Genomic DNA, 23,436 nt, shown 5'->3' with positions numbered 1-23,436 from the left:
CATTTCAATTAATGTTTTGATATTTTCGACAACATTATTTTTATCTTCTTTATATGTAACACCAAACCATTTATCTGTTGATTTTAATACATCAACTTCAATTTTATTTTCATTTAATAATTCATTAATATAAACTGGTAATAAAAATTCTGATTTTAGATCATCTTTATTTATATCCTCTAAAAAATCTAAAAAACCAATTAATAATAAATCAATAAATTCAGGATAAAATCCCCACATATTCATTGAAATTTGAGATTCATTATCTGTTGTATAACACCACAAATAATTTTGTCTCCTATCTATATAACGACATATGGTTAACATACTTATCAATCACTATTTGTGATATCATACCTGATAATATATACGAGTGAGGTATTACAGGTGCTTATGTTCCCATTTTTAACATATTTAACTTTTTGCCAACTGTAGTATTCATATATATATGAATATACAATAAGCCAATATTTTTAGCAAAATAAAAAATACTTAATCCATTTTATAATCTTCAATAATGTTATAAAAACCACTATCATACTCTATTATTTGTTTATCTTCTAAACTCCTAATGGAGTGCAATATATCAAATTGAGACATTTTAATGCCTACTTCATTATAAATGACATCACCAATATTGTCCTTTGTAACACGTTTACCTTTATCATTAGCATAACATATAGCCATATATATTCTAATTTCATCATCACTTAATTCAATGCTTAAAGATTTATATATTTCATATACTATAGGAATTATTAATATAATACAATCTTTTAATCTACTAGTCTGATCAATTGTTAATAAGCCAAGAAAAGCAATTATAATGTTATCAAATTTATAAAATACATTTGAAGCTTTTTTACTTTGTCTGCTCTGTAAATTTACTGTTTTCATTCCTGCTTCAAAATTATTGTTTTCATCATCTAAAACATAAAAAGTATTATCTTCAAAAATAGATTCAATTTGTTCTCTACTAATTTTAAAATCTATATTTCCAAACATACTTTGTATTTTTAATTTATTATAAATTCTTTCAATTAATTTAATTGTGCTATCTTCCATATAATCCTCCTATATTACAATTTAAAATTAATCTATATTCCCTTTAAATTTGATATTTTTTAATTTTTAAATGTACATATAAACGAATAAATTATTGGTGATTCACAGAAAGGATATTCAATATCATATTCTTTATTATAATGTTCTTTATTTTTCAGTAAAACATTTCTAAAAATATAATTTGACTTTATATCAGCAAGTGTTAAATTCATACATTTTATTTTTGTTTCATGTAATGCTTTTGCTACAGGATATTTTTTTAAATAGTCATAAAAAATCATCATAAAAATAGTCGTTAAAGCTTCATCAACTTCATACAAGCTAGTTATACACGCTTTAGCTCCTGCATACAAAAAAGCCCAAGATAAACCTTTATATGAATTAAACTCATCTATGTTCCAGCAGCCACTTTCACACGCTGAAAGAACTACTAGATCTAAATTATCCATTAGTAAAAAAGAAATCTCTTGAGCTGTCATAAGTCCATTATCAAAATCATCTTTTTTAGAGCCATAACACCAATCATTATAACCTGCCAGTATGATTCCTGAAGAAATCAATGACAAGTTAGTATCGTTTATTTCTGTATAATCCAAAAAACCATGTGAAGATATATGAATAATAGTAGCATCACAGTTATTCAAGAAAACTTTTTTATTTGCTTTCTCTTTAGTAAAATATTTAGTATTTAATAAATTAGCTATATATTTACACTCAATTTCCGTTAAAGGTAATTCAAGCACTTTACTATGAATTTTGCTATCTATTGAGTATTTGGGATTTCCCATTATTAATGGCTTTTTCATAGAAATTTTAAAATCTGGCTTTACATCAAAAATCGAACAAACATTAATAACAATATTGTTCTCTAAAACACTATATTTTTCCGTTTGCAACATTTCAAATGGGAAATTCATTAAAAATGAATCTGCTGATATATATAAAGTTTCATACTTTGAAATATACTGAATAATTGGTTTTAACAATAAATCAATTATTTTATCATATGATAACTCATCACCATCAATAAAATTAGAGATATTGTTCGATAATTCTTCAGCATCTATGTCATGCAATCTTTTAACACTTAATTTCCCCGATTGATTGTTGTTTTCAATAAAATGCACACAAAACTTAGCACCTTTTATCATATCTTCTACATTATTAAAGCTATATTTCTCAAGATTAAACTCATAATATAAATAATAATCTAAATAACAGGAATTATCCGGCAATTTCACACCTGAAATATCTGGTATTGCATATTTATTATCTAAAAAATAGTCATATTCAATTTTTTCTTGTTCCAATTGCCTAAGCAACTCACCCACTGCTTTATTTGAGATATTCTCTTGATATTTTAATCGTGTTTGTAAACCAGTAATAGTTTTAGCTACATGAAAATTGTTTGGATTATCAAGATAGTTACCATAATAGTTTGCACGTAAATATTTAGATTCAGATATATATTCGAAAATTTCATCTACTCTTTTATTAGATTGTATTTTATTTATAGCAGATATAGTTTTCATCAATTGTGAAAAAAATATATTCATACTATTATCATTATTAATATTATACAGATAATAATTTATTAAATCTAACTGTTGATCAATAAAATCATTTTCGTTATTCAGCTCTAACATATTCAAATTAGCATAAGTAACTCTATAGTTATTAATATTTTCTCTAGATAGATATGGCAATATTTCTTCTTTTATATATTTATCAGTCTCTAAAAAAGAATTTAAATCATTCTTTATATTAAAATAAATCAACCGACATAAATAATAAAAAAAATAATAATCTTTATCATCTTTATTCTCATTCCTTGAAAAATAATTTTCAAAAAAAACAAACAAATCTTCTATTTCATAGTCTAATTCTTTATCTTGACTATATTGAACCACTAAAATTCTTAAATAATTTAATCTTGAAAGAAATTTAAATTGTAAATTATCTAAATTATCAGCTAGATTGATTGCCTTTTTAATAATATAAGATAATTTTTCATAATCGAAAGTAATATTCCAAGATAAGTCATAATTTACAGATACAAGATTTATACACATAAGGCATTGTTGGTATGGATCTATTTTATCCAATAATGTTACTATTTCATTCCAGTACATTTCCCTTTTTTCATCACTTTTAGTCATAATAGAAAGTTGAACAAGTACTGACAAATAAGCTTCATTTTTACCACATATAACTTTAAATCCATTCAAAGCTTCTTCCGATAAATCTATTGCTAAACTTATATTACCTTTTTTAAACTCTATAAATGACTTTTGTTTTAAAATGTTAAAATATGTCTCATTTTCTTTAGGTAAATAAGAATAAGCCTCGTATCCCTCTTCTATCCATTTACTAAACTTTGTATATTTAAGCAATCCAAGAAAGCAGTTAGAAATTTCTAAGCAAAACCATGGATAAAAAGTATGTCTTTTATTCATTTTTTGTATAAAGCTTTCGTAATCAATAATGCCCTTTTCATATTTTCCTTCTTTAACCAATATATTTAATCGCATATAATGATATAGAAGATATTTGTCATCTATAGATAAATTTTCGATATTAGTTATTTTATATATTTCAAACCACTTTTCTAAAAATATCCATGCCATATCAAAATACGAATTTTTTATCAATTGTAAAGTCATATTAATTAACATAGTAATTGAAAACACATATTGATTAAACATGCGTTCATCAATTTTTTCTTGATATAGTTCTAGAGCTTTATTTATATCTTCAAAACAGAGAACTTCTCCTATAAAATGTATTAATAACTGTTGATAAAAAAATTTATTGCTATCTTTATATTTTTGCAAATATAACGATAAACACTTACTTATATATTCAAAAGCTTTATCATCTTCAGATAAATAAAATAGACATTGACACATATCCACATGAATTCCTATTATCAATAAGTCAAGTTGCTTATTTGTTGATTTTATAATATTGCTTTTATTGTTATCAAGTACGTAATCTATCTCCTGAGTAATAGTTTCAAAAATAATATTGTTGTCAGTTATTTCATTAAATATAATGTATCTCAATTCTTGTAAATCACTTAAATCGTCAAAAGATATATACTTTTTATTATGAACATTAAGAGAATACAAGAGCTCATTAAAGCAAAAAACATATCTATAATTTTGATTTTGTAAAAACTGATATCTATAGTATTTATATTTATTAGATAATTCAATAAACTTTTTAGTTTCCATTTAGTATATCCTCTTGTTTTGATTTATATTTATTTATATAATCACTCAAAATATATTCAATTTTTATTAAATGAGACAAATTCGGAATAATATAGATAATATTATCTAAATATATTTTTAAAACATGATTTTCAGCGATAATATAATTTATCTCTGAAAATCGAATAATTTTTCCTTCAACTTCATTTTCATCATTAATTTCAAAACAGTAACCACAAAATTTTATTTTATTTTCAAAAACATCTAAATAGTATTTATCTTTTGAAAAATGATAAATTGGCTTTTCATCGGTTTTTTTGTCATAAAAAGTTATCATTTCTGCCATCTCTGTTATAAGTTTAGTTAAATTTTGAGTATTTTTTTCAAACAATTCATCATCAACTATATCATCAACACCAATATTACCTTTCTTATCCATCATAATTCAATCCTACTTTTAATTCAGTTAAAATTATTTTAAGTGAAATTTTATTTAAATAATTATTCATACATACAAAAGAATTTTTAGCAATATCAAAAATCGTAACAAAGCCTGATAATGACATCCCGATATTTCTTCCTAAAAAGAAATATCCAAAAGTTATAAGTAAAGCCAAAAATAATACTGCAAAAACACCAAAAATCATAATTGTGATGATTATTATTCCAATACGTAAAGCAAATATCATTAGTTTTGCTGATATTATTATTTTCTTTTGTTCGTTACTTTCAATTTGAATATATTTATTAATTTTATTTTTGTTAATAATCAAATTTCCTACAACACCATCGTATGCAAAAAATGTTATTAAAGAATCAACAAAAATGTATATCAACGCAACAAATGGACTTAGTATAGATAAACATAAAAATATTATTATATAATTTAATAAAAATATTAGAATATGCATAATAATCTCTCCTTTTAATTTTTGTTATTAAATCTACAAGTACTTATTTACATACATAGCTTGATCCAATCACTTATATTGATTATAAATTTTCAAATAAATAAAATAGATAATTATCTTAATTTTCAATTATTTCAATCTCTCTAATTTTAGTTATTGCATTACCAATAGTAGCTTGATTTGGAATCATATAATAAAGATTACTCTTTGGCATCGAATAACCATCCTATCATCCTCTTACCAGTTCCGTCTAAATATTGATTTTCCATTTCATATCCTCTATTTAATAATAATGTATTTTCAGTAACAAATTTATTAATTCTACTCTTACACCCATCACCTATAAAATTCCTTATACCATCTTGCAAATCTTCTTAATCCCTCTCTTAATGGTGTATCCGGTTTAAAACCGAACTCCTTTTCTAAAGCACTTGTATCTGCATAAGTTACCGGTACATCTCCCGGTTGCATTGCTACCAGTTTTTTATGTGCTTCAAAGTCATAATCCTTAGGTAATACTCCGGCATTTATTAACTCTTCACTTAGTATCTCAACAAAGTCTAATAAGTTTTCCGGTTTGCTGTTTCCAATATTGTATACTGCATAAGGTGGTATCGGTAAACCGTCTTCTCCAACTTTTTTCTCTGGTGCTTTCTTCATTACCCGGATTACTCCTTCAACTATATCATCGATATAGGTAAAGTCTCTCTTGCAGTTTCCATAGTTAAAGATTTCAATTGTTTCATTATTTACCAGTTTATTGGTAAAGCCAAAATAAGCCATATCCGGTCTTCCCGCTGGTCCATAAACTGTAAAAAATCTTAGTCCTGTTGAGGGAATATTATACAGTTTTGAATATGCATGTGCCATCAGTTCATTTGATTTCTTCGTTGCTGCATATAATGAAACTGGATTATCAACTTTATCTTCAGTTGAATACGGTACCTTCTTGTTTGATCCGTATACACTTGATGATGAGGCATAGACTAAATGTTCAACTGAATTATGCCTACATGCTTCTAAAATGTTATAGAATCCAAGAATATTTGATTCAATATAGGCATCGGGATTTTCAATCGAATATCTTACTCCTGCCTGTGCTGCAAGATTAACTACGATATCAATTTTATTTTCATTAAAGATATCTGTTATCAATTCTTTATCAGCAATATTTCCTTTGATAAACTTAAAATTAGTGTATTTTAAAAGAGTATCCAATCGATGCTCTTTTATCCTTACATCATAGTAGTCATTCATACTGTCGATTCCGATAACTTTGATATCTTTATGATCATTAAGTAATCTTTTACATAAATTTGATCCGATAAATCCTGCTGCTCCGGTTACCAATACTGTTTTTCCATTCAATTCAATACTTTCCATATTAATTAGTCCCTTCTGAACAGATCTCTGGTATAGACCTTATCCTTTACATCATCCAAACAACTGTCATAGCGGTTAGCGATAATAGCCTGACTCTGTCTTTTAAATTCATCTAAATCATTGATAACTTTGCTTCCAAAGAATGTTGTTCCGTTTTCTAATGTCGGCTCATAGACAATAACCTTGGCCCCTTTGGCTTTTACTCTTTTCATTACTCCCTGGATTGATGACTGTCTGAAATTATCACTGTTTGATTTCATTGTTAAACGGTATACCCCGATTACTACTTCTTTTTCCTTTTCAACATTATAAGAACTATTAGCTCCATATCCGCCAGCTATCTCCAACACTCGATCAGCAATAAAATCCTTTCTGGTTCTATTAGATTGAACTATTGCACTGATCATTTCCTGTGGTACATCTTCATAGTTAGCTAATAACTGTTTGGTATCCTTAGGCAGACAGTATCCGCCATAACCGAATGACGGATTATTATAATGAGTTCCAATTCTTGGATCCAAGCATACTCCTCCAATTATCTGTTTTGTATCTAATCCTTTCATTTCTGCATAGGTATCCAGTTCATTAAAATAGGATACTCTAAGAGCTAAATATGTATTGGCAAACAGCTTGACCGCTTCTGCTTCAGTAAAGCCCATAAATAAAGTATCAATATTTTCCTTAATAGCTCCTTCCTGAAGCAGTGATGCAAATACTTTAGCTTTATTAATTAGATATTCATCATCCATATCTGTACCGACAATGATTCTTGAAGGATATAAATTATCATATAAAGCCTTTGATTCTCTTAAAAACTCAGGAGAAAAGATAATATTTTTAGTATTGTACTTTTCTCTTACACTTTTAGTATAGCCAACCGGGATAGTTGACTTGATAACCATGATGGCATCTTTATTGACACTTAATACTGTTTCAATGACATTTTCAACAGCACTGGTATCAAAAAAATTCTTCTTTGAATCATAGTTAGTTGGTGCTGCAATAACAACAAACTTTGCATCTTTATATGCTTCTCTGGCATCTAATGTTGCCTTAAGATTTAAATTTTTGGTACTTAAAAAGTCTTCGATTTCATTATCCTGAATCGGAGACTTTTTATTGTTGATCATATTTACTTTTTCTTCAACGATGTCTACAGCAACTACTTCATGATGCTGTGACAACAATGTAGCTATGCTTAATCCAACATAGCCTGTTCCTGCTACTGCAATTTTCATTGAATATATTTCCTCTCTATAAAATATTTTTATTTTCTATATTATAAATTAGCTATAAGTCATAAAATTTTATTTTAAATAAACTGATTTTATATTTGTTTTGTTCATAATAGTTTTATATTCTTCAAAAATATAATTCTACTTATAACAGTACTGATACTATACCTTTTCATTTTTTATTTAGTTTTTATATTATTTAAACTTGATCAACCATAAGACACAGGGTAAATAATTAAACTTAGATAAATCAGAAATTATTAACAAATTTATTTATGTTTTAAGTTATAGTTTTATAATTTTTCTAAAAGAAAAACCATACCCCTGTATGATGTGGTCAATCAAGTATTTAAATAAAAATATTTCTCTTATATATTTTTTTGTCTAATAATATTTAAAAATTTATTTTTAAAAAAAGAATCTCTTATTATTAATTTAATTATATAAATCAATAATAAGATTGCTGATAATATTTGTAAAACTGTATTTCCAATATAGTAAGTAAAAAACACAAAAAATCCAATTATAGTTATTTTTCTTAAATTCTTATATTCTAAATTTACTTTAAAATATGAATTTATATTCTTGCATCTAAAGAAAAACAAAATTATAAATGTAATCATAGTGGATAATGCCGCGGCATATAGTCCAATAAATTTTATACTTAAAACATGGATTATAACATTCAAAAAACCTGACAATAAAGTAGTAATAGCAATATCTTTTGTTTTTTTATTTGCTACATAGATGCTTCCTATAGTTGCTGACATTCCTGAAAATAGTGATGCAATTAACAAAATTGGAATATACCTATATGCCATATAATAATTCTCATTAATAAAAAATTTAAAAAAAATTCCCAATCCTGCGACAATAATTACTATTACACATTCATATATTTCAAAAGTTATATTTATCATTTTATTTATATATTGGTTTGTATCTTTTTTATTATCATTTTCAACACTTTTTATAATTAACTCTGTCCATGCAAGATTATAGATGTTAAATATAGATACTGGTAAATTAAAAAATTTATTTGCCAATGAATATACTCCATTCATACTTATTCCTAATACTGCAATTATGATTAATCTATCCGAATAATTAATTAACCAACTAGATAACTGATTTATAACTAATGGGGCAGAGTAAGCAATCATTTCTACTAAAAATTTTACTGACACCTTTAATATAGATATATATTTATAAAGGTTACTTTTTAGAATTATTATTATTGAACAAATAAAATCCGCTATAGCGGTAGACAATAATATAGCCTCATATTTCATATTTAATCCAACTATAAATATAATATTAAAAAAAATTATCATAACTGCACTAGCAAATGATATTAACGAATAAAAATTATATTTATTAAAGCCTCTTACCACTTGTAAAAGTATTTGAAAAATAGCTTGCGATAAAAAAAACAAAAAAATTAATATTGGATAATCAATAGAAAAAAGATTAATAAAAAGCAGATATATAAATGAATAAATAATTATTGATACTAAAATAAAAAAAGTTGCAGTAGAAATTATCTCTTTAAGATTACTGTTTTTGGCTATCATAAATCTAAATATTGCCTGCTCAATTTGAAGCGTTATTACCGGTATCAATAATGTTGCCAATGTCACATACACATCCATTATCCCATATTCATAAGTATTTAATTTAGCTGTGTACAATGGCAATAATAAAAAAGTTACTAATTGAGTAGAAACTTTTCCTAATAATAAAATACTTGTATTTTTTATTAAATAATTAGTTCGTGTCATTTTTTTCACCTTCAACAATACACTTGCAAATTAAATTTAAATCATTTTCCTGCCTTTCATATATTTTTTTATATTGTAAAAAAATTTTCGACTTTTCTATTTTCTCTTTTGTAGATTTTAAAATTCTATTTGCAATTTCTTCAATGTCATATGGATTCACATAATAAACTGCATCACCACAAACTTCTTGCAAAGAGCATACACAAGAGACAATACATGTTTTGCCATATTTCATTGCTTCAAGGGGTGGCATTCCAAAACCCTCGTTTAATGTTGGATATACAAAAACATCACAATTATAGTAAAGATTTTCTAATTCAATTGTATCTACATAGTCTTTAAAAATATATTTATTATATTTTATTTTTGAAACAATTTTTTGTGGTAAATTTCCCACTACAATTACTTTATATTCATTTAAAAGTCCCATAGAAAATAATAGTTCAAAAGCACGTATTGCCCTATATGAATTTTTTTCCCAACGATTCCCTCCGATCAATAAAAAATATTTTTTAAAATAATTGCTATTTTGAATATTCTTTATTTCTAAATATTTATTGGGTGCAAACATCATTTTTATTTTATATTCATAAGAATAATTTATTCTTACTAATATTGCATACTTAGAATGGTTTGAATCAGTAATTATACAATCAAATTTTTCAATTAAATCACTATATTTTTTCTTTTGTTTTTTTACGTAAATTTTTTTCATTAAAATTTTAATAACAATTTTTGCTATCTGTAAATTATTTAAATAAAAAAAACTATATTTATCATAAATTTTTTCTATATCTCGTAATCCATGAATTGTACAAGTTTTATATTTGATATTTGATAGATCAATATTATCGTACATATATGGCATACCAGTATAAAAAACATCGTATGACTGACTTAATAACAACTTTTGTATATCTTCTTTATTTACAACATTATGAACTATAATATCATTATATTTTATAATTTCTATTATCCAGTCATCTAAATACTTTTGTTTGTTAAAAAAAACAGATATTTCAACATTTTTATCAAAACTATTCCCAATTTTATCAACTACATTTTTGAAAATAGTCTTTATGTATTCTCCTCCGCCATGAAACTTGCTTGTTCCAATAGGCTGAGCATTATATAAATCAAAAAGAATAATCATTTAATCAATCCATCCTTACTATCTCTATTTTATTATTTTTAATCTATAACTTAAATCATTAATTGTCTATCAATCACTGAACATTAACTAATAATATAATTCTAAACACTTATAAATTAATTTTGATTTTTACTGTAAAATTATTAGGAAATATAATTTTTCTCGATTGACCATATCATACAGATGTTTGATTTTCCACTTAGAAAAACAATAAAAATTTGACTATTTGTCTTAGAAAAGTTTCAATAATTTTTGATTTATCTGAGTTTAAATATATATCCTATGTCTAATGATTAATCAAGTAATTTTTTAAATTCACAATTATAATTATATTTTTTATTAATTATCTTAAGGTATATAACTACATTTATATAAAGCTAAAACTTTGGACAATAATCATAATCAAAATAGATATAATTGTATTTTCTTCCAAAAATACAATACTACTATATAGTCAATCAAGTTTGTTTTTAACAACTTTTTTCTTTTTAGTTCATAGTAATTTTCATATATATCTTCTTTAATTATTTAATCAATAAAATGTGGAATTTATTTGCTATTTCTTATTTTCACAACAGTTGTGATATAATATATCAAAAATAAAAATACTATATTATTATAATTAACATACTATGTCTGTATCTTTCTAACACTTCTAGTATCCATTTTTAATGGCAAAACAAATGTCAAAATGGCAGGTGTATATATATAAAAAATAGATAATATAGTAATGAAATAAACTACTATAATAAATATAATTATAACATTCCATTTTATCCTAAGTGTTAAACCAAATATATTAGTCATAAATTCTATATATACTATAGTTCCAAGTAATCCCATAGAGCTTAACATACCTGGTATAATCCCATATCCTTTTATCGTTCCTATCCCCAAACCTAGAAGTGGTTTTTTTAAAAAAGCATTATAACAAATTAAATTTGCATAATTCCTTATACTACCTGACAAGCTAGTATCATTTCCATTCAAATAACTCCTAATTTTGAGCATAGAATAATCTATAAATGATTCAAATAGATTTATATGTTTAAAGATTAAACAGCCCAATGCAAAAAAACATAAAACAAATAATAACAATTTTATTATTTGTTTTTTCTTATTAATACCTATACCTAATCCAACAAATAAACAAAATAATGCCATTGGAACAATTACCAACATAGATGATGAACCTGATATAATTACTGATGTAATACACAAAAGAAAAAAAATAAAATCATAAATATTTTTTATTTTCCTCTTTAACATAATAAGAAAATATGGAATAAATAACGTAATGTATGAAGGTTCTGTATATAATCCTTTACAAGTATAAAACCCATTTCTTAATAAAGGTTCTGTATAACTACGGTAATCATATATTCCAAAAATATTATTAACAAAATCACAAAAAATATTTTTATTTACAAAATTATTTAATACAAACTCCAACATATAAATAACTGAAATAAATACATACATTTTAATTATACTTTCTATCAAAAGGTAACGTACATTTGAATCTTTAAAATAATCCTTGGACATAATAACATATATAATAAAAAGCAAAAATTTAAAAAATTCATAAAAGTTAATTTTATTTATTATAGGAAAAGCTAATCTAGCCTTACCAAGATACACCATATCAGCTGAAACTGAATATGGAATAACTTTTGGATAATCTATATTTATAATTAAAAATATGAAAGAAGTTAAAATTATAAATATCAATAGAAAAGCAAAAAATAAACTTTTTTTTTCTAAATAGGTATTTATCTTTAAATATAAATTCATAAAAAAACATATTAATATATAAAATATCATCACAAATTCAGAATATGAAATAAAAATAATATTATTTATAAAATATCCAATATTAATAAATAGTGATATAAATAAAGTCAATTTAAAATAAAAAAATCTATATTCAATCAATCTATCCTTTATTAATGCTAAAATAAATGATGTAATAGAAAACATTAACAATAATATGCCAAAAATTCTCATATATTAAATACCTTCATAATTTTACTAAAAAATATATTTTCCAAATTATGATTTAAAATATATTTTTTATTTCTATTTACAATCATTTTGTATGTATCTAAATCCATATTATAACAATATTGAATTTTTTTTATCATATCCTCTATATTTAAAACATCAAATATCAAATTTTCATCATTTATCATAGAAATCATTCCACCCCTATTACTACTTATCACTACTTTAGATAAAGCCATACCCTCTAAAACAGTATTTGGGTAATTTTCAATCCATAATGATGGAACAACAACAAAATCAACATTTGAAACCAACTCTAGCATATCTTCATATTCTTTTACACCCAAATATTCAACATTAACATAAGATAATTGATCCATGTACTCTAATAAATTTTTTTCTATTTTTCCACATAATAATAATTTCGCATTGGATAATTTTGCTTGATGAAAAGCTTCAATAAATCTATCTATCCCTTTCTCAATCTTTAATTGACCATAATATAAAAAAACCTTTTTTTGATTTATTATCTTTTTGACTTCCCCTTTTTTTTCAAAATTAGCATCAAAAGGGTTATTTATACAAACAGTGTCTAATCCATTATTATTACAATAATCTGTTAGTTCTTTACTAGGACAAATGAATTTTATAATATTTTTTTTTCGATAATTATTAAATAAACTTAAATGTAACATTCTTACTTTTAAATAAATATTCTTTTCAATACAATCACTACAATTGCTAATATTATATCCTTTACAAATATTTAAATCACTTTTTATACAAGTACCTTTGGGACAAATAGCAGAATAGTCCCTTATAGTTTGAAAACATCTAAAACTTTTACATGCTAAAATAACTGTAAAAGGTGAATAATTAATATTATTAAAATGAATTATATCAGGTTTTTCTGTTTTTAAAAATTTTTTAATTATAGAATATATTCTATAATTAATAATAAATCTATTAATTGCTTTTGCCATGACCGATCTATTAGTACATATATTAAAATGCTTTTTTTCAATGTAACCAGTACAAATTGTATCATCAAAAGTTAAAACCACCGCATCACAACCATTCTCAATCAATATTTTTTGCTCTCTAAAAATTTGTACTTCACTTCCACCATATTTGTACAAATCATTAAATATTGCTATTTTCAAGGTTTCACCTTCTTCCATTATTTAATTCGTATTGATATACATGATACAATATCTCATCAATAGAATAAATACTTTTAATATTAAACTTAGATATTTTAGAAGTATCACAACATATATATGGAGTATCTACAGATCTAATTTTGTTGGAATCTACTACTATTTCTATTGGTTGTGTAGATAGTGATATAATTTTACTAACAATTTTTCTCATTTGATAAGAGTTTCCAGATCCAACGTTAAAAACATCAAATAAATTTTCATGTTTTTCTAACAAAATTTTATAAGCAACAGCTATATCCCTAACATCACTAATATCTCTATATACACTTAAATTACCTATATATATTTTCCCTGGTTTGCCACTTTTTTCTATCAGTGCCACTTGTTTACAAAAATCAGGTATTACAAAGCGCTCTAATTGTCCTGGACCTGTATGGTTAAAACTACGTGTGCATATAATATTTAATTTATATCTATCTGAATAAATTTTTGCAATATTTTCTTGTGCTATTTTTGAAATACCATATGGATTATTAGCATCTAATTTATCATTTTCCGTTAACGGTATATCCTTTGGAGCATACTCCTCACTAGATCCAACAAGTAATACTTTACATTTTTTATTATATTTTTTAATGCTCTCTAAAATGTTTACAGTACCAATAACATTGATATTAAATGTTTTTTCTGGAATATCCCAAGAAACCGCCACTGAGCTAATAGCAGCCAAATTAATCAAATAATCAGGTTGCCATTTTTTTATAACTATTTCAACATTTTTTTTATCTAAAATATCCATTTTTTCATAATATACATCATAATTATATTTAAAACTATCCTGTAAATCAGCTGCTATAACTTCATAATTATCTTTTAAATATTCTTTAACAATATAATTACCTACAAAACCATTAGCACCTATAATTAATATTTTATTCATAAATACCAGCCTCTTTTTTTGCTAATTGAAGATCGTGTTCAGCCATGATTGCACATAATTCTTCATATGATGTTTTTTGAGGGTTCCATCCAAGTTTTGTTTTTGCTTTGGTTGGATCACCCCAAAGATTTACTACATCAGTTGGTCTGAACCATTGCGGATTAACACAAACAAGCATCTTACCTGTTTTCTTGTCATATCCCTTTTCTTCCATTCCCTTTCCTCTCCATTCTAACTCAATACCATCATGAGCAAATGCTAAGGTTGTAAATTCTCTTACTGTATGTTGCACACCAGTTGCAATAACAAAATCGTCTGGTTTTTCCTGTTGAAGAATTAGCCACATACATTCAACGTAATCCTTGGCATAGCCCCAATCTCTAAGTGAATCTAAATTACCTAATTCAAGATGATCCTGTAATCCACAGGCGATTCTTCCTGCAGCTAAGGTGATTTTTCTAGTTACAAAATTTTCACCACGTCTTTCAGATTCATGATTAAATAGAATACCATTACAAGCAAACATGTTATATGCTTCTCTATACTCTTTAATCATCCAAAAACCATATTGTTTTGCAACAGCATATGGACTATATGGATGAAAAGGAGTATCTTCATTTTGTGGACATTCTTCTACTTTTCCATATAACTCTGATGTTGAAGCTTGATAAATCTTCGTCTTATCTTTCAATTCTAAAATTCTTACAGCTTCTAGAATTCTTAAAACACCAATAGCATCAACATCACCTGTATATTCTGGTGCATCAAAAGATACGCCAACATGTGATTGTGCTGCAAGATTATAAAGCTCATCAGGTTGTACAAGTCCTATAATTCTTACAAGTGATGACTGATCAGAAAGATCTCCATCATGCAGAGTAATTAGATTACTCTTTAAGAGATGATCTATTTTTTCAGTAGTCGATATTGAAGCACGTCTAACGATACCATGTACCTCATATCCTTTTTCTAATAAGAATTCAGCAAGATAACTTCCATCCTGTCCGTTAATTCCAGTAATTAATGCTTTTTTCATTAAGTATTTCCTCCCACTATTTCTTTAAATTCTAATAAAATATTTTCCCACTTATAATCTAATTCTAATTTTTTTCTAGCATTATTTATAACAGATATCAATAATTGTTCATCATTCCTCAATTTGATAACATAATCTGACATTACATTAAAATTATCAGAAATAAATATCTCTTGATCATGAACTAGCTCTATTCCTTCAGCACCCACAGAGTTAGTTACCACAGGCAGTCCCATAGCTGATGCCTCTAATATTTTCGTTTTAATCCCGGTACCATAAGCTACATACCCTAAAAATACACTAGTTTCTAATAATTCAGCCGAAATATCATCAACTTCACCAGTAAATATAATATTTCTACTGCTATACTTATCTTTCAATTCTTCAGGACAAGGACCTACAGCCTTTAAGATAATATTGGGATCTTTATCTAAAATTAATGGCATTATTTTTTCACATATGATTTTTATTGAATCCTGATTAGCTCCATAATTATAGTTTCCTAAATACGAAATATAATTCTTTTTTCTATTTTCTAAATTTAATGGAATTTTAAGATATCTCTCATCAATACCCATTGTTATACTTAACACTTTAGAAGAAGTTCCCTTTTTTTCAAATTCATTAGCTTCAATTTTAGATATAAATAAAGAGAAATCATATTGATTAGAAATTTCTATTTCATATTTTTCAGTCAATCTACTTTCATAACTCAAAATCATCTTTTTTAAAAATTGATTATTAATAATTGAATTCATAAAACCAGATAATTGTTTTCCATAAACACCTGCAATATTCCCTTTGTTTCCTAATTGCTTTATCTGTCTTTTATATCTTTTTGACAATAGATCATCAAAGTTGATAACTGTTGTTTTAGTTATTTCTTTAAAATAATCGATATACTCAGCAAGTCTTACCATATCAACAAATACTATTTCGGAATTAGTATCCTGAATAAATTTTTTGATTTTGTTACCATTATTTTTTGAATAGTATAGGCTGCACTGTAATGGCCATTGTTTGATTAATGTTTTTGTAAATAAATTAGTAATTTTATCAAAATAGCTTACTTTATCTGCAAACTCTATCTTATTAATAAAATATGGCTTTGTCATAATAGTTTCATTATAAGTTTGATTTGTTTCTGGAAATATGTATAAATTAACTTCACAGTTATGCAAATCATATAATCCTTTGCAATAATTATAAAGAACTACTTTTCGTCCACTATTTGAAGGCCAGAATACTCTAGTAACAATGAATGTTATCTTTTTACGCATTATTCTTTCCTCCAGATATTCTTATAATACTTTATCTTCGGTTCATTACCACTTGGTCTTACAACTATCCATGATCCATCTTCTAGAAATAGTTTTATTACATTACTTTTTGGAAGTGATAATATTGTTTTTCCATCAGCATCTATTCTAATCGAATTTAAATAGTCTTCTTTAGCTATGACTTTTCTCCCCTCAATTTCTGGTATAGAATCATATCTAAACTGATTAACTATTTCTTCCATTTGTTTTTGTCCTTCTATACCAGGGAGTGTTTCACTTTCTTGAATATCAGTTACATAGCCATATTCATCATATAAACCATTTAAAACATCTATCAATGTTTTATTTTGTTTTAAGTAATAATTGCAACACTCTGCAATTAGAATAGATGACTGCACACCATCTTTATCTCTAGTAAAATCTTTTATCATGTAGCCATAACTTTCTTCATAACCAAATAAAAAGGTCTTTTGACCTTTATATTCTCTAATTTTATCTCCGATAAATTTAAAACCTGTAAGTGTTGATTCTACTTCAACATCATACTTTTTACATACCTTGGCTCCTAAATCAGATGTAACAATTGTATCGAATACTATCCCATTATCAGGCAATGTACCCTTTGCTTTTTTTGAGGAAAGCAGATATTCAAGTAATATAGCACCTGTTTGATTGCCAGTTAAAAATTCATAAGAATTATGATGTTTAACTACAACTCCTAATCGATCACAATCAGGATCTGTCGCAATAATTAAATCAGCTTTTATTTCTTTGGCTAACTTGATTGCCAATTCAAATGATTCCTTGTTTTCTGGATTAGGTGATTTAGTATTGCTGAAATTTGGATCAGGTTCACATTGTTCTTTTACTTCATAAACTTCATAACCAAGTCTATTTAGCATAGTTCTAACTGGTATATTTCCTGTTCCATGAAGTGGTGTATAGACTATCCTGATACCTTTATCTAATTCGGGGTATTCCTGAACTGTATCTAGTTCTTTATAATACGCTTCATCAACTTCTGTTCCTATGTAATTAATATTTGATGTCTTATCTTCATCAATTTTGATTGATAGTAGATCATCTACCATATTTATGTATTCAATAATGATATCGGTATCTCTAGGAACACATTGACATCCATGATGATCATAAATCTTATATCCATTGTATTCTGGTGGATTATGTGATGCTGTAATAACTATTCCGCCTGTACATTTTAAATATCTAACTGCAAACGATAATTCAGGTGTTGGTCTAAGATTTTCAAATAAATATACTTTTATATCATGACTTGCTAGTACTTTAGCTGTTTCTAAAGCAAATTCTTTAGAGTGATTTCGATTATCATAAGCAACAACTACACCAGCTTCTTTATCCCCATGTTCTTCGATATACCTGGCATATCCTTCAGTATTTTTTCTAATGGTATAAATATTTAATCTATTTGGTCCAGGACCCATTATTGCTCGAATACCACCAGTACCAAAAGTTAGTTCCTTATAGAAACATTCTTCTTTGGCTTTTTCATTTAGATTAACAAGTTCATCAACCATGATATTTTTATTTAGCCATCTTCGATATTCTTTTCGATAATCCATCTTTTACTTACCTCGCAGTTCATGAACCGTTGCTAAGTTCTCTTTTTTACCAATAACTATCTTTTCACCTGTATCAATACAAAAAATATCATCAATTCCATACAAGATTATCTCTTTATCATTCCCATAAACTATATTCTCACTTGCATCAATTTTTTTAATATTACCTTTTAAGATATTATTGCTTTCATCTTTCGAAATATATCTTTCTAATGCTTGCCATGAACCAATATCATCCCATCCAAAATTAGAAGGAATAACATAAATATTATTTGATTTTTCCATGATAGCATAATCGATAGATATTGATTCACATTGTCTATATTTCTTTTCAAGTTCTGTATAATAATTTTTACTTTCAATTGAAGGAAGGAATTTTAATATTTCATAACTGTTATAATATTTTTGAAATTCAATTAAAATTGCCTCAGCATCAAACATAAACATACCAGCATTCCATAAATAATGCCCATCTCTTAAATATTCATTAGCTTTATCAATATTTGGCTTTTCGACAAATTTTTTTACCTTCATAATCTTATGATTATCAACAGATTTTATTTCACTACTATAATTAATGTAGCCATAACCAGTTTCAGGTCGATTTGGAGTTATCCCAATAGTAATAATAGCTTCCTTGTTTTCATTTAAATATTGATCTCCAAATCTTAAAATATCTATGAATTCATTTTCGTCATTGATCATATGATCACTAGGAAGTACCACTATATGACTATCTTTATAAATTTGACTAATATATAAACTACTAAGTAAAATACAAGGAGCAGTATTACGTCCAGTTGGTTCTATGATAATATTTGATTCTGGTAAATCAGGTAACTGCTCCTTAATAATTGAGACATACTGGTTCCCAGTACATATAAAAACATGATTCAAATTTACTAATGATTTTAAACGATCTACCGTTGCTTGAATCATAGTTTTTTCATCTATCAGATTTAAAAACTGCTTTGGTTTCTTGTCAGTAGACATCGGCCAAAATCTAGTTCCTCTGCCTCCTGCCATGATTAAAACATTCAACATTATCACTTAGCCCCCTCTTTTTTCAAAACCGTAATTATTGTCTTAAAGAATATTTTTAAATCTAAAGAAAAAGAGATATTATTTACATAATATAACTCCATTTCCATTCTTTCTTCATATGTAGTATCACTTCTTCCATTGGCAGCCCAATAACCAGTAAGACCTGGAAGAACTGATAAAAATTCATCTTTGCGATTACCATATTTACTTAGTTCATCTCCAATTATTGGTCTAGGACCAATAATAGACATTTCACCTTTTAATATATTGATTATTTGTGGTAATTCGTCTAAAGATGTTTTTCGTAAAAATTTTCCTATTTTAGTTACTCTTGGATCATTAGTTAGTTTGAAATTTTCATTCCATTCTTGTTTTTGAGCTTCGGTTAATGTTTCATAAAACTCATCAAATGTTTTATATTTAGTCGTCATGCTTCTAAACTTAAATACTGGTAATGGTTTTCCATTTTTACCAATTCTCATATGTTTATAGAATACTGGTCCTTTATCTTCTTTTTTGATTAATATTGCAATTGCTAAAAAGATAGGTGAAAGAACAATAATAGCACATAATGATAATATAAAATCAATTAATCTTTTTATTTTAATATATGCTTTATCATTACTAACTTTATCTTTAGTTGGTGTATATAACTCTTTATAACAAGCTTCACACAATTGACCTGCCCCTTCTATATAATTACTTCGTAAATCAATATGAAGATCAATTGGTACATGGGTATTTTTACCACATATAACACATCTTTCTGTTTTAGAAGCTGTTATAAACTCATTGGCTGTTTCTTTAGCATTCAATAAACTCATAATACCCTCCCTCTTTATCTATTTCTGCTTTACATAACCCCTTTTGATTCACTATTACAATAAAAAAAGACATAGTTCCCCCAACCCATAACGAATATTTCGCTATAGCTAGAGAAACTATGTTCAAACATAAGATAAAGGCAGAGATACCACACGCAATATCTTATTTGTTTTACCTGAATCGTAATCCTGCTTTAATATTTCGATTTAAGAACTGAATGTTTAATATTGCGATCATATCTCTTTTATTAGTGTCTATAATAGAATCTTGAAATTTAAGAAGTGGTCCATTGGTTATAATGGTTTTACCATCTTTTTTATATCCCTTTGACATTCTTAAAATTGCTTGATTATCTAATAACTGATCTAAAAGATCTATTTCTTTTGTGGTTAATGCTGTTGCATTCTTTTTCTTCAGTTCTTTAATGATTCCATCTCTTTCATCATTCATAGAAAACAATAATGAATCAAATTCATATTGATCTAGTTTTGTTTTAACAAACAAATATCCTGGAAACATAACCTGCAAAGTAATTAAATTTTTTACTCGGATATATTTTTCCATTTTGGGAATAAAGGCTTGTATTTCATCATACTTGTTCAATCTTTGGCATACTTTTTCTGTTTTTACTGTTTGACAAAACAATACATAATAATTCATTAATTTAATTTTCCTTTAACTTTTACTGATAACTTCTAGAGGAACAACTAATGATAAATTATTTTGTTTAAAATCAAGTATTGCTGTTCTTTGGTGTCGATTGATTTTAATAATAAACTGTTCCAACCCACATAACGGACCTTGATCGACTTTTAATCTTGAATGAATAATATTTCCAGATGAATGAGTAATAATACCATCACGATTAAATAATCTTTCATATAAACCCTGAATACTTCTTTCCATAGAATAAGAATTACCTTGTTTTACTAATACCGCTATGTCTTTTATCTCCTTAAAAAAATCTTTATATTCATTGATAAACTCTTTTTCATTTAAAGACGATTTAACGAAAATATAATCAGGATATAAATCTTGAATAATATAGTTTTTAATCCTTTTGGCATTAAACCATTTTTCCATTTTAGGAATAAATGCCAAAGTATTCTTTTGATTATTAAAAAAATCAATAACCGCTTTAGTATGTTTTGACTGAACATTAATAAAATACCAATACATCTTGTCTTTCTTCACCCCAACAAAACTAGTCAAAAATTAGATTAAGTCGCAGAATATCTTATTCTATGACAAAAGATTTAGAGAATTCGTAAATATATATTTTTTTCAATTTTTTAACAAATTTGTGATAATTGCTTATTTAAAGTCTTTTATTTTATTATTTTTGATAACAAAAAACGCTCTAACCGGTTATTTTTAGCTATATATACGGATAATATTTGGTGTTTTTAAGAATCAGTTGTAATCGATTTTTAGAGTTTTCTTTATTAATAGTTATAAAACTATAGAAAATTGAAAAAATTACTGTTAAAAACATTATTTGTGCAAAAAAATACAAATTGGTGGTAAATCAAATGTTTTTCTTTTATTTTTTGGTTAGATATGCTATATTATTTGTCGTAGATTAAGATATTCTGCGACACTTTTTTGGAAATACCGTAAATTTATAGTGATGTCTTGTAGCAAAATAAGCTATCAGGACTTTTTTATTTGATCTAGAAAATAAAAAAATCCCACTTCTATAGATAAGTGAGATTTCATCTATCTATAAAAGTGGGATAATAAATTATATTTCATAATCAATTGCAGTAACTTCTTCCATTAACGGACCATTTTCAATTAAATATATGTGTTCTTTACTTTGCGGATAAGCGTCAGCATCAAAAATGAATGCAAAAAACCGAAAGTCAAAAATATTTTTTGTTGATATTTTTATAAAATTTACATATAATATTAATGTAAATGGCACACGGTGCGGAAGAAAGCTCACGATTATTTGTGAGCTTTTTCTATACTTAAGATCCTAATCATATTTAAATATTTTTTCCTATCAGAATTTTTTCTTAATTCATGTGCTTTAGGATTATAAAATCTTATTAAAATTTCTAAACTATTACAATGCATCACACAATTTCTAATTGATACTAAACAGAAAACTTTATTTATAAAATCTGGTACTTTATCAACATTAAAAGTCATTTTGTATTTTTTTAAATCTTTGAATATTATATTTTGCAAATGATGATCAAGACACGTGAATATTGTTAGCATATTACCCAGACTCATTCTATCAAAAAAGCAATAAACATTAGCATATTTAAAAATATCCCTTTTTAAAGAATCTATATGATTATTCATATGCGATATTCTAGTTTTAGTATATCGTGATTCTAAAAAAGAAAACTGAAGCTTCAATGTGTCAAGAAATAATTGAAGCTGATTGGAATCACTAATATCATTAGATATTAATATATGATATGCTGTGATTGTCTTAAAGTGAATTTCAAAATCAAGTATATTAGAAATTATTGTTGGATAGCTTTTTCTTTCGTCTTTGAATAAAGTGTAATATTCATTAAAATCAACATCTCTTTCATATACATGATTGCCATTAACTTTTTCAACTTCTTTCTTGTTATTTTGTTTTGCAAATTTGTGCTTAAATGGTGTAATAATATTAATATAGTTATATTCTAATAGTTTATCTTTTGCCTTATCTTTATCCATACAGTTAAATTGTACTCTTTTATTTTTGTTTAAATACTCTATTTGTTCAGAAATTGTTTTGGCAATTTTATATTTTTGATAATTACTATCATCCATATTATCACTTCCTTCACTT

19 protein-coding genes and 1 pseudogene are annotated in these 23,436 nt (G+C 25.7%); all 20 read right to left on the bottom strand.

The genetic code is table 11. The features are described from left to right. Positions 1–285: pseudogene (locus J7M77_RS14355) on the bottom strand (nucleotidyltransferase); the annotation flags it as partial. Between the two features lie 207 nt (positions 286–492). After that, positions 493–1,065: a hypothetical protein gene (locus tag J7M77_RS14350; protein ID WP_296879782.1), complete on the bottom strand. Its 573-nt coding sequence runs from the start codon at positions 1,063–1,065 to the stop codon at positions 493–495. 59 nt (positions 1,066–1,124) lie between these two features. Next, positions 1,125–4,301, bottom strand: a complete 3,177-nt coding sequence (locus tag J7M77_RS14345) for a CHAT domain-containing protein (RefSeq protein ID WP_296879780.1) — start codon at positions 4,299–4,301, stop codon at positions 1,125–1,127. Next, a complete protein-coding gene (locus J7M77_RS14340; protein ID WP_296879778.1) occupies positions 4,291–4,722 on the bottom strand; it encodes a hypothetical protein in 432 nt (143 codons plus the stop codon). The genes J7M77_RS14345 and J7M77_RS14340 overlap by 11 nt, the downstream gene beginning before the upstream one ends. Continuing rightward, the gene (locus tag J7M77_RS14335; RefSeq protein WP_296879776.1) at positions 4,712–5,191 is read right to left on the bottom strand and encodes a hypothetical protein; all 480 of its coding nucleotides are present in this window, start codon (positions 5,189–5,191) and stop codon (positions 4,712–4,714) included. The genes J7M77_RS14340 and J7M77_RS14335 overlap by 11 nt, the downstream gene beginning before the upstream one ends. Positions 5,192–5,527: 336 nt before the next feature. Then, entirely contained in the window at positions 5,528–6,559 is a 1,032-nt protein-coding gene (locus J7M77_RS14330) for an NAD-dependent epimerase/dehydratase family protein (RefSeq protein WP_296879784.1), read from the bottom strand. A gap of 20 nt (positions 6,560–6,579) precedes the next feature. Beyond that, on the bottom strand, positions 6,580–7,812 hold the full coding sequence (locus J7M77_RS14325) for a nucleotide sugar dehydrogenase (protein ID WP_296879774.1): 1,233 nt from the start codon (positions 7,810–7,812) through the stop codon (positions 6,580–6,582). A gap of 365 nt (positions 7,813–8,177) precedes the next feature. Beyond that, entirely contained in the window at positions 8,178–9,590 is a 1,413-nt protein-coding gene (locus J7M77_RS14320; RefSeq protein ID WP_296879772.1) for an oligosaccharide flippase family protein, read from the bottom strand. Further along, positions 9,577–10,743, bottom strand: coding sequence for a glycosyltransferase (locus tag J7M77_RS14315; RefSeq protein WP_296879770.1), 1,167 nt, complete (start codon positions 10,741–10,743; stop codon positions 9,577–9,579). The genes J7M77_RS14320 and J7M77_RS14315 overlap by 14 nt, the downstream gene beginning before the upstream one ends. 630 nt (positions 10,744–11,373) lie before the next feature. Then, positions 11,374–12,750 (bottom strand): hypothetical protein, encoded by a 1,377-nt coding sequence (locus J7M77_RS14310; protein WP_296879768.1) that lies wholly within the window; start codon positions 12,748–12,750, stop codon positions 11,374–11,376. Continuing rightward, positions 12,747–13,928 carry a glycosyltransferase gene (locus tag J7M77_RS14305; protein WP_296879766.1) on the bottom strand — a complete coding sequence of 394 codons (1,182 nt, stop codon included), beginning with the start codon at positions 13,926–13,928 and terminating at the stop codon, positions 12,747–12,749. The genes J7M77_RS14310 and J7M77_RS14305 overlap by 4 nt, the downstream gene beginning before the upstream one ends. Beyond that, positions 13,915–14,850: a GDP-mannose 4,6-dehydratase gene (locus J7M77_RS14300; protein WP_296879764.1), complete on the bottom strand. Its 936-nt coding sequence runs from the start codon at positions 14,848–14,850 to the stop codon at positions 13,915–13,917. The genes J7M77_RS14305 and J7M77_RS14300 overlap by 14 nt, the downstream gene beginning before the upstream one ends. After that, positions 14,843–15,886, bottom strand: a complete 1,044-nt coding sequence (gmd, locus tag J7M77_RS14295; protein WP_296879762.1) for a GDP-mannose 4,6-dehydratase — start codon at positions 15,884–15,886, stop codon at positions 14,843–14,845. The genes J7M77_RS14300 and gmd overlap by 8 nt, the downstream gene beginning before the upstream one ends. Continuing rightward, positions 15,886–17,166, bottom strand: coding sequence for a glycosyltransferase family 4 protein (locus J7M77_RS14290; RefSeq protein WP_296879760.1), 1,281 nt, complete (start codon positions 17,164–17,166; stop codon positions 15,886–15,888). The genes gmd and J7M77_RS14290 overlap by 1 nt, the downstream gene beginning before the upstream one ends. Next, positions 17,166–18,767, bottom strand: a complete 1,602-nt coding sequence (locus J7M77_RS14285; RefSeq protein ID WP_296879758.1) for a phospho-sugar mutase — start codon at positions 18,765–18,767, stop codon at positions 17,166–17,168. Before J7M77_RS14285 ends, J7M77_RS14290 begins: the two co-directional genes overlap by 1 nt. Before the next feature lie 3 nt (positions 18,768–18,770). Next, the gene (locus tag J7M77_RS14280) at positions 18,771–19,811 is read right to left on the bottom strand and encodes a mannose-1-phosphate guanylyltransferase (protein WP_296879756.1); all 1,041 of its coding nucleotides are present in this window, start codon (positions 19,809–19,811) and stop codon (positions 18,771–18,773) included. A 2-nt stretch (positions 19,812–19,813) separates the two neighbouring features. Beyond that, positions 19,814–20,635, bottom strand: coding sequence for a sugar transferase (locus J7M77_RS14275; protein WP_296879754.1), 822 nt, complete (start codon positions 20,633–20,635; stop codon positions 19,814–19,816). Positions 20,636–20,807: 172 nt separating this feature from the next. After that, positions 20,808–21,296: a transcription termination/antitermination NusG family protein gene (locus tag J7M77_RS14270; protein ID WP_296879752.1), complete on the bottom strand. Its 489-nt coding sequence runs from the start codon at positions 21,294–21,296 to the stop codon at positions 20,808–20,810. A 15-nt stretch (positions 21,297–21,311) separates the two neighbouring features. Next, positions 21,312–21,815 (bottom strand): transcription termination/antitermination NusG family protein, encoded by a 504-nt coding sequence (locus J7M77_RS14265; protein WP_296879750.1) that lies wholly within the window; start codon positions 21,813–21,815, stop codon positions 21,312–21,314. Positions 21,816–22,586: 771 nt separating this feature from the next. Beyond that, positions 22,587–23,417, bottom strand: a complete 831-nt coding sequence (locus tag J7M77_RS14260; protein WP_296879748.1) for an Abi family protein — start codon at positions 23,415–23,417, stop codon at positions 22,587–22,589. Positions 23,418–23,436 lie beyond the last annotated feature (19 nt).

The organism is Thomasclavelia sp. (assembly GCF_017889095.1).
Taxonomy (GTDB): domain Bacteria; phylum Bacillota_I; class Bacilli_A; order Erysipelotrichales; family Coprobacillaceae; genus Thomasclavelia.
Note: the sequence above shows the minus strand (reverse complement) of the source record. Positions and strands in the feature narration are given on the sequence as shown.

Bases quoted from the DNA above. Each gene is read 5' to 3' on its own strand.
- J7M77_RS14285 (WP_296879758.1), bottom strand. From the start codon at position 18,767: ATGGATTATCGAAAAGAATATCGAAGATGGCTAAATAAAAATATCATG.
- J7M77_RS14305 (WP_296879766.1), bottom strand. From the start codon at position 13,928: ATGGAAGAAGGTGAAACCTTGAAAATAGCAATATTTAATGATTTGTAC.
- J7M77_RS14300 (WP_296879764.1), bottom strand. From the start codon at position 14,850: ATGAATAAAATATTAATTATAGGTGCTAATGGTTTTGTAGGTAATTAT.
- J7M77_RS14310 (WP_296879768.1), bottom strand. From the start codon at position 12,750: ATGAGAATTTTTGGCATATTATTGTTAATGTTTTCTATTACATCATTT.
- J7M77_RS14290 (WP_296879760.1), bottom strand. From the start codon at position 17,166: ATGCGTAAAAAGATAACATTCATTGTTACTAGAGTATTCTGGCCTTCA.
- J7M77_RS14345 (WP_296879780.1), bottom strand. From the start codon at position 4,301: ATGGAAACTAAAAAGTTTATTGAATTATCTAATAAATATAAATACTAT.
- J7M77_RS14335 (WP_296879776.1), bottom strand. From the start codon at position 5,191: ATGCATATTCTAATATTTTTATTAAATTATATAATAATATTTTTATGT.
- J7M77_RS14320 (WP_296879772.1), bottom strand. From the start codon at position 9,590: ATGACACGAACTAATTATTTAATAAAAAATACAAGTATTTTATTATTA.
- J7M77_RS14270 (WP_296879752.1), bottom strand. From the start codon at position 21,296: ATGAATTATTATGTATTGTTTTGTCAAACAGTAAAAACAGAAAAAGTA.
- J7M77_RS14280 (WP_296879756.1), bottom strand. From the start codon at position 19,811: ATGTTGAATGTTTTAATCATGGCAGGAGGCAGAGGAACTAGATTTTGG.
- J7M77_RS14265 (WP_296879750.1), bottom strand. From the start codon at position 21,815: ATGTATTGGTATTTTATTAATGTTCAGTCAAAACATACTAAAGCGGTT.
- J7M77_RS14350 (WP_296879782.1), bottom strand. From the start codon at position 1,065: ATGGAAGATAGCACAATTAAATTAATTGAAAGAATTTATAATAAATTA.
- gmd (WP_296879762.1), bottom strand. From the start codon at position 15,886: ATGAAAAAAGCATTAATTACTGGAATTAACGGACAGGATGGAAGTTAT.
- J7M77_RS14260 (WP_296879748.1), bottom strand. From the start codon at position 23,417: ATGGATGATAGTAATTATCAAAAATATAAAATTGCCAAAACAATTTCT.
- J7M77_RS14315 (WP_296879770.1), bottom strand. From the start codon at position 10,743: ATGATTATTCTTTTTGATTTATATAATGCTCAGCCTATTGGAACAAGC.
- J7M77_RS14275 (WP_296879754.1), bottom strand. From the start codon at position 20,635: ATGAGTTTATTGAATGCTAAAGAAACAGCCAATGAGTTTATAACAGCT.
- J7M77_RS14325 (WP_296879774.1), bottom strand. From the start codon at position 7,812: ATGAAAATTGCAGTAGCAGGAACAGGCTATGTTGGATTAAGCATAGCT.
- J7M77_RS14340 (WP_296879778.1), bottom strand. From the start codon at position 4,722: ATGATGGATAAGAAAGGTAATATTGGTGTTGATGATATAGTTGATGAT.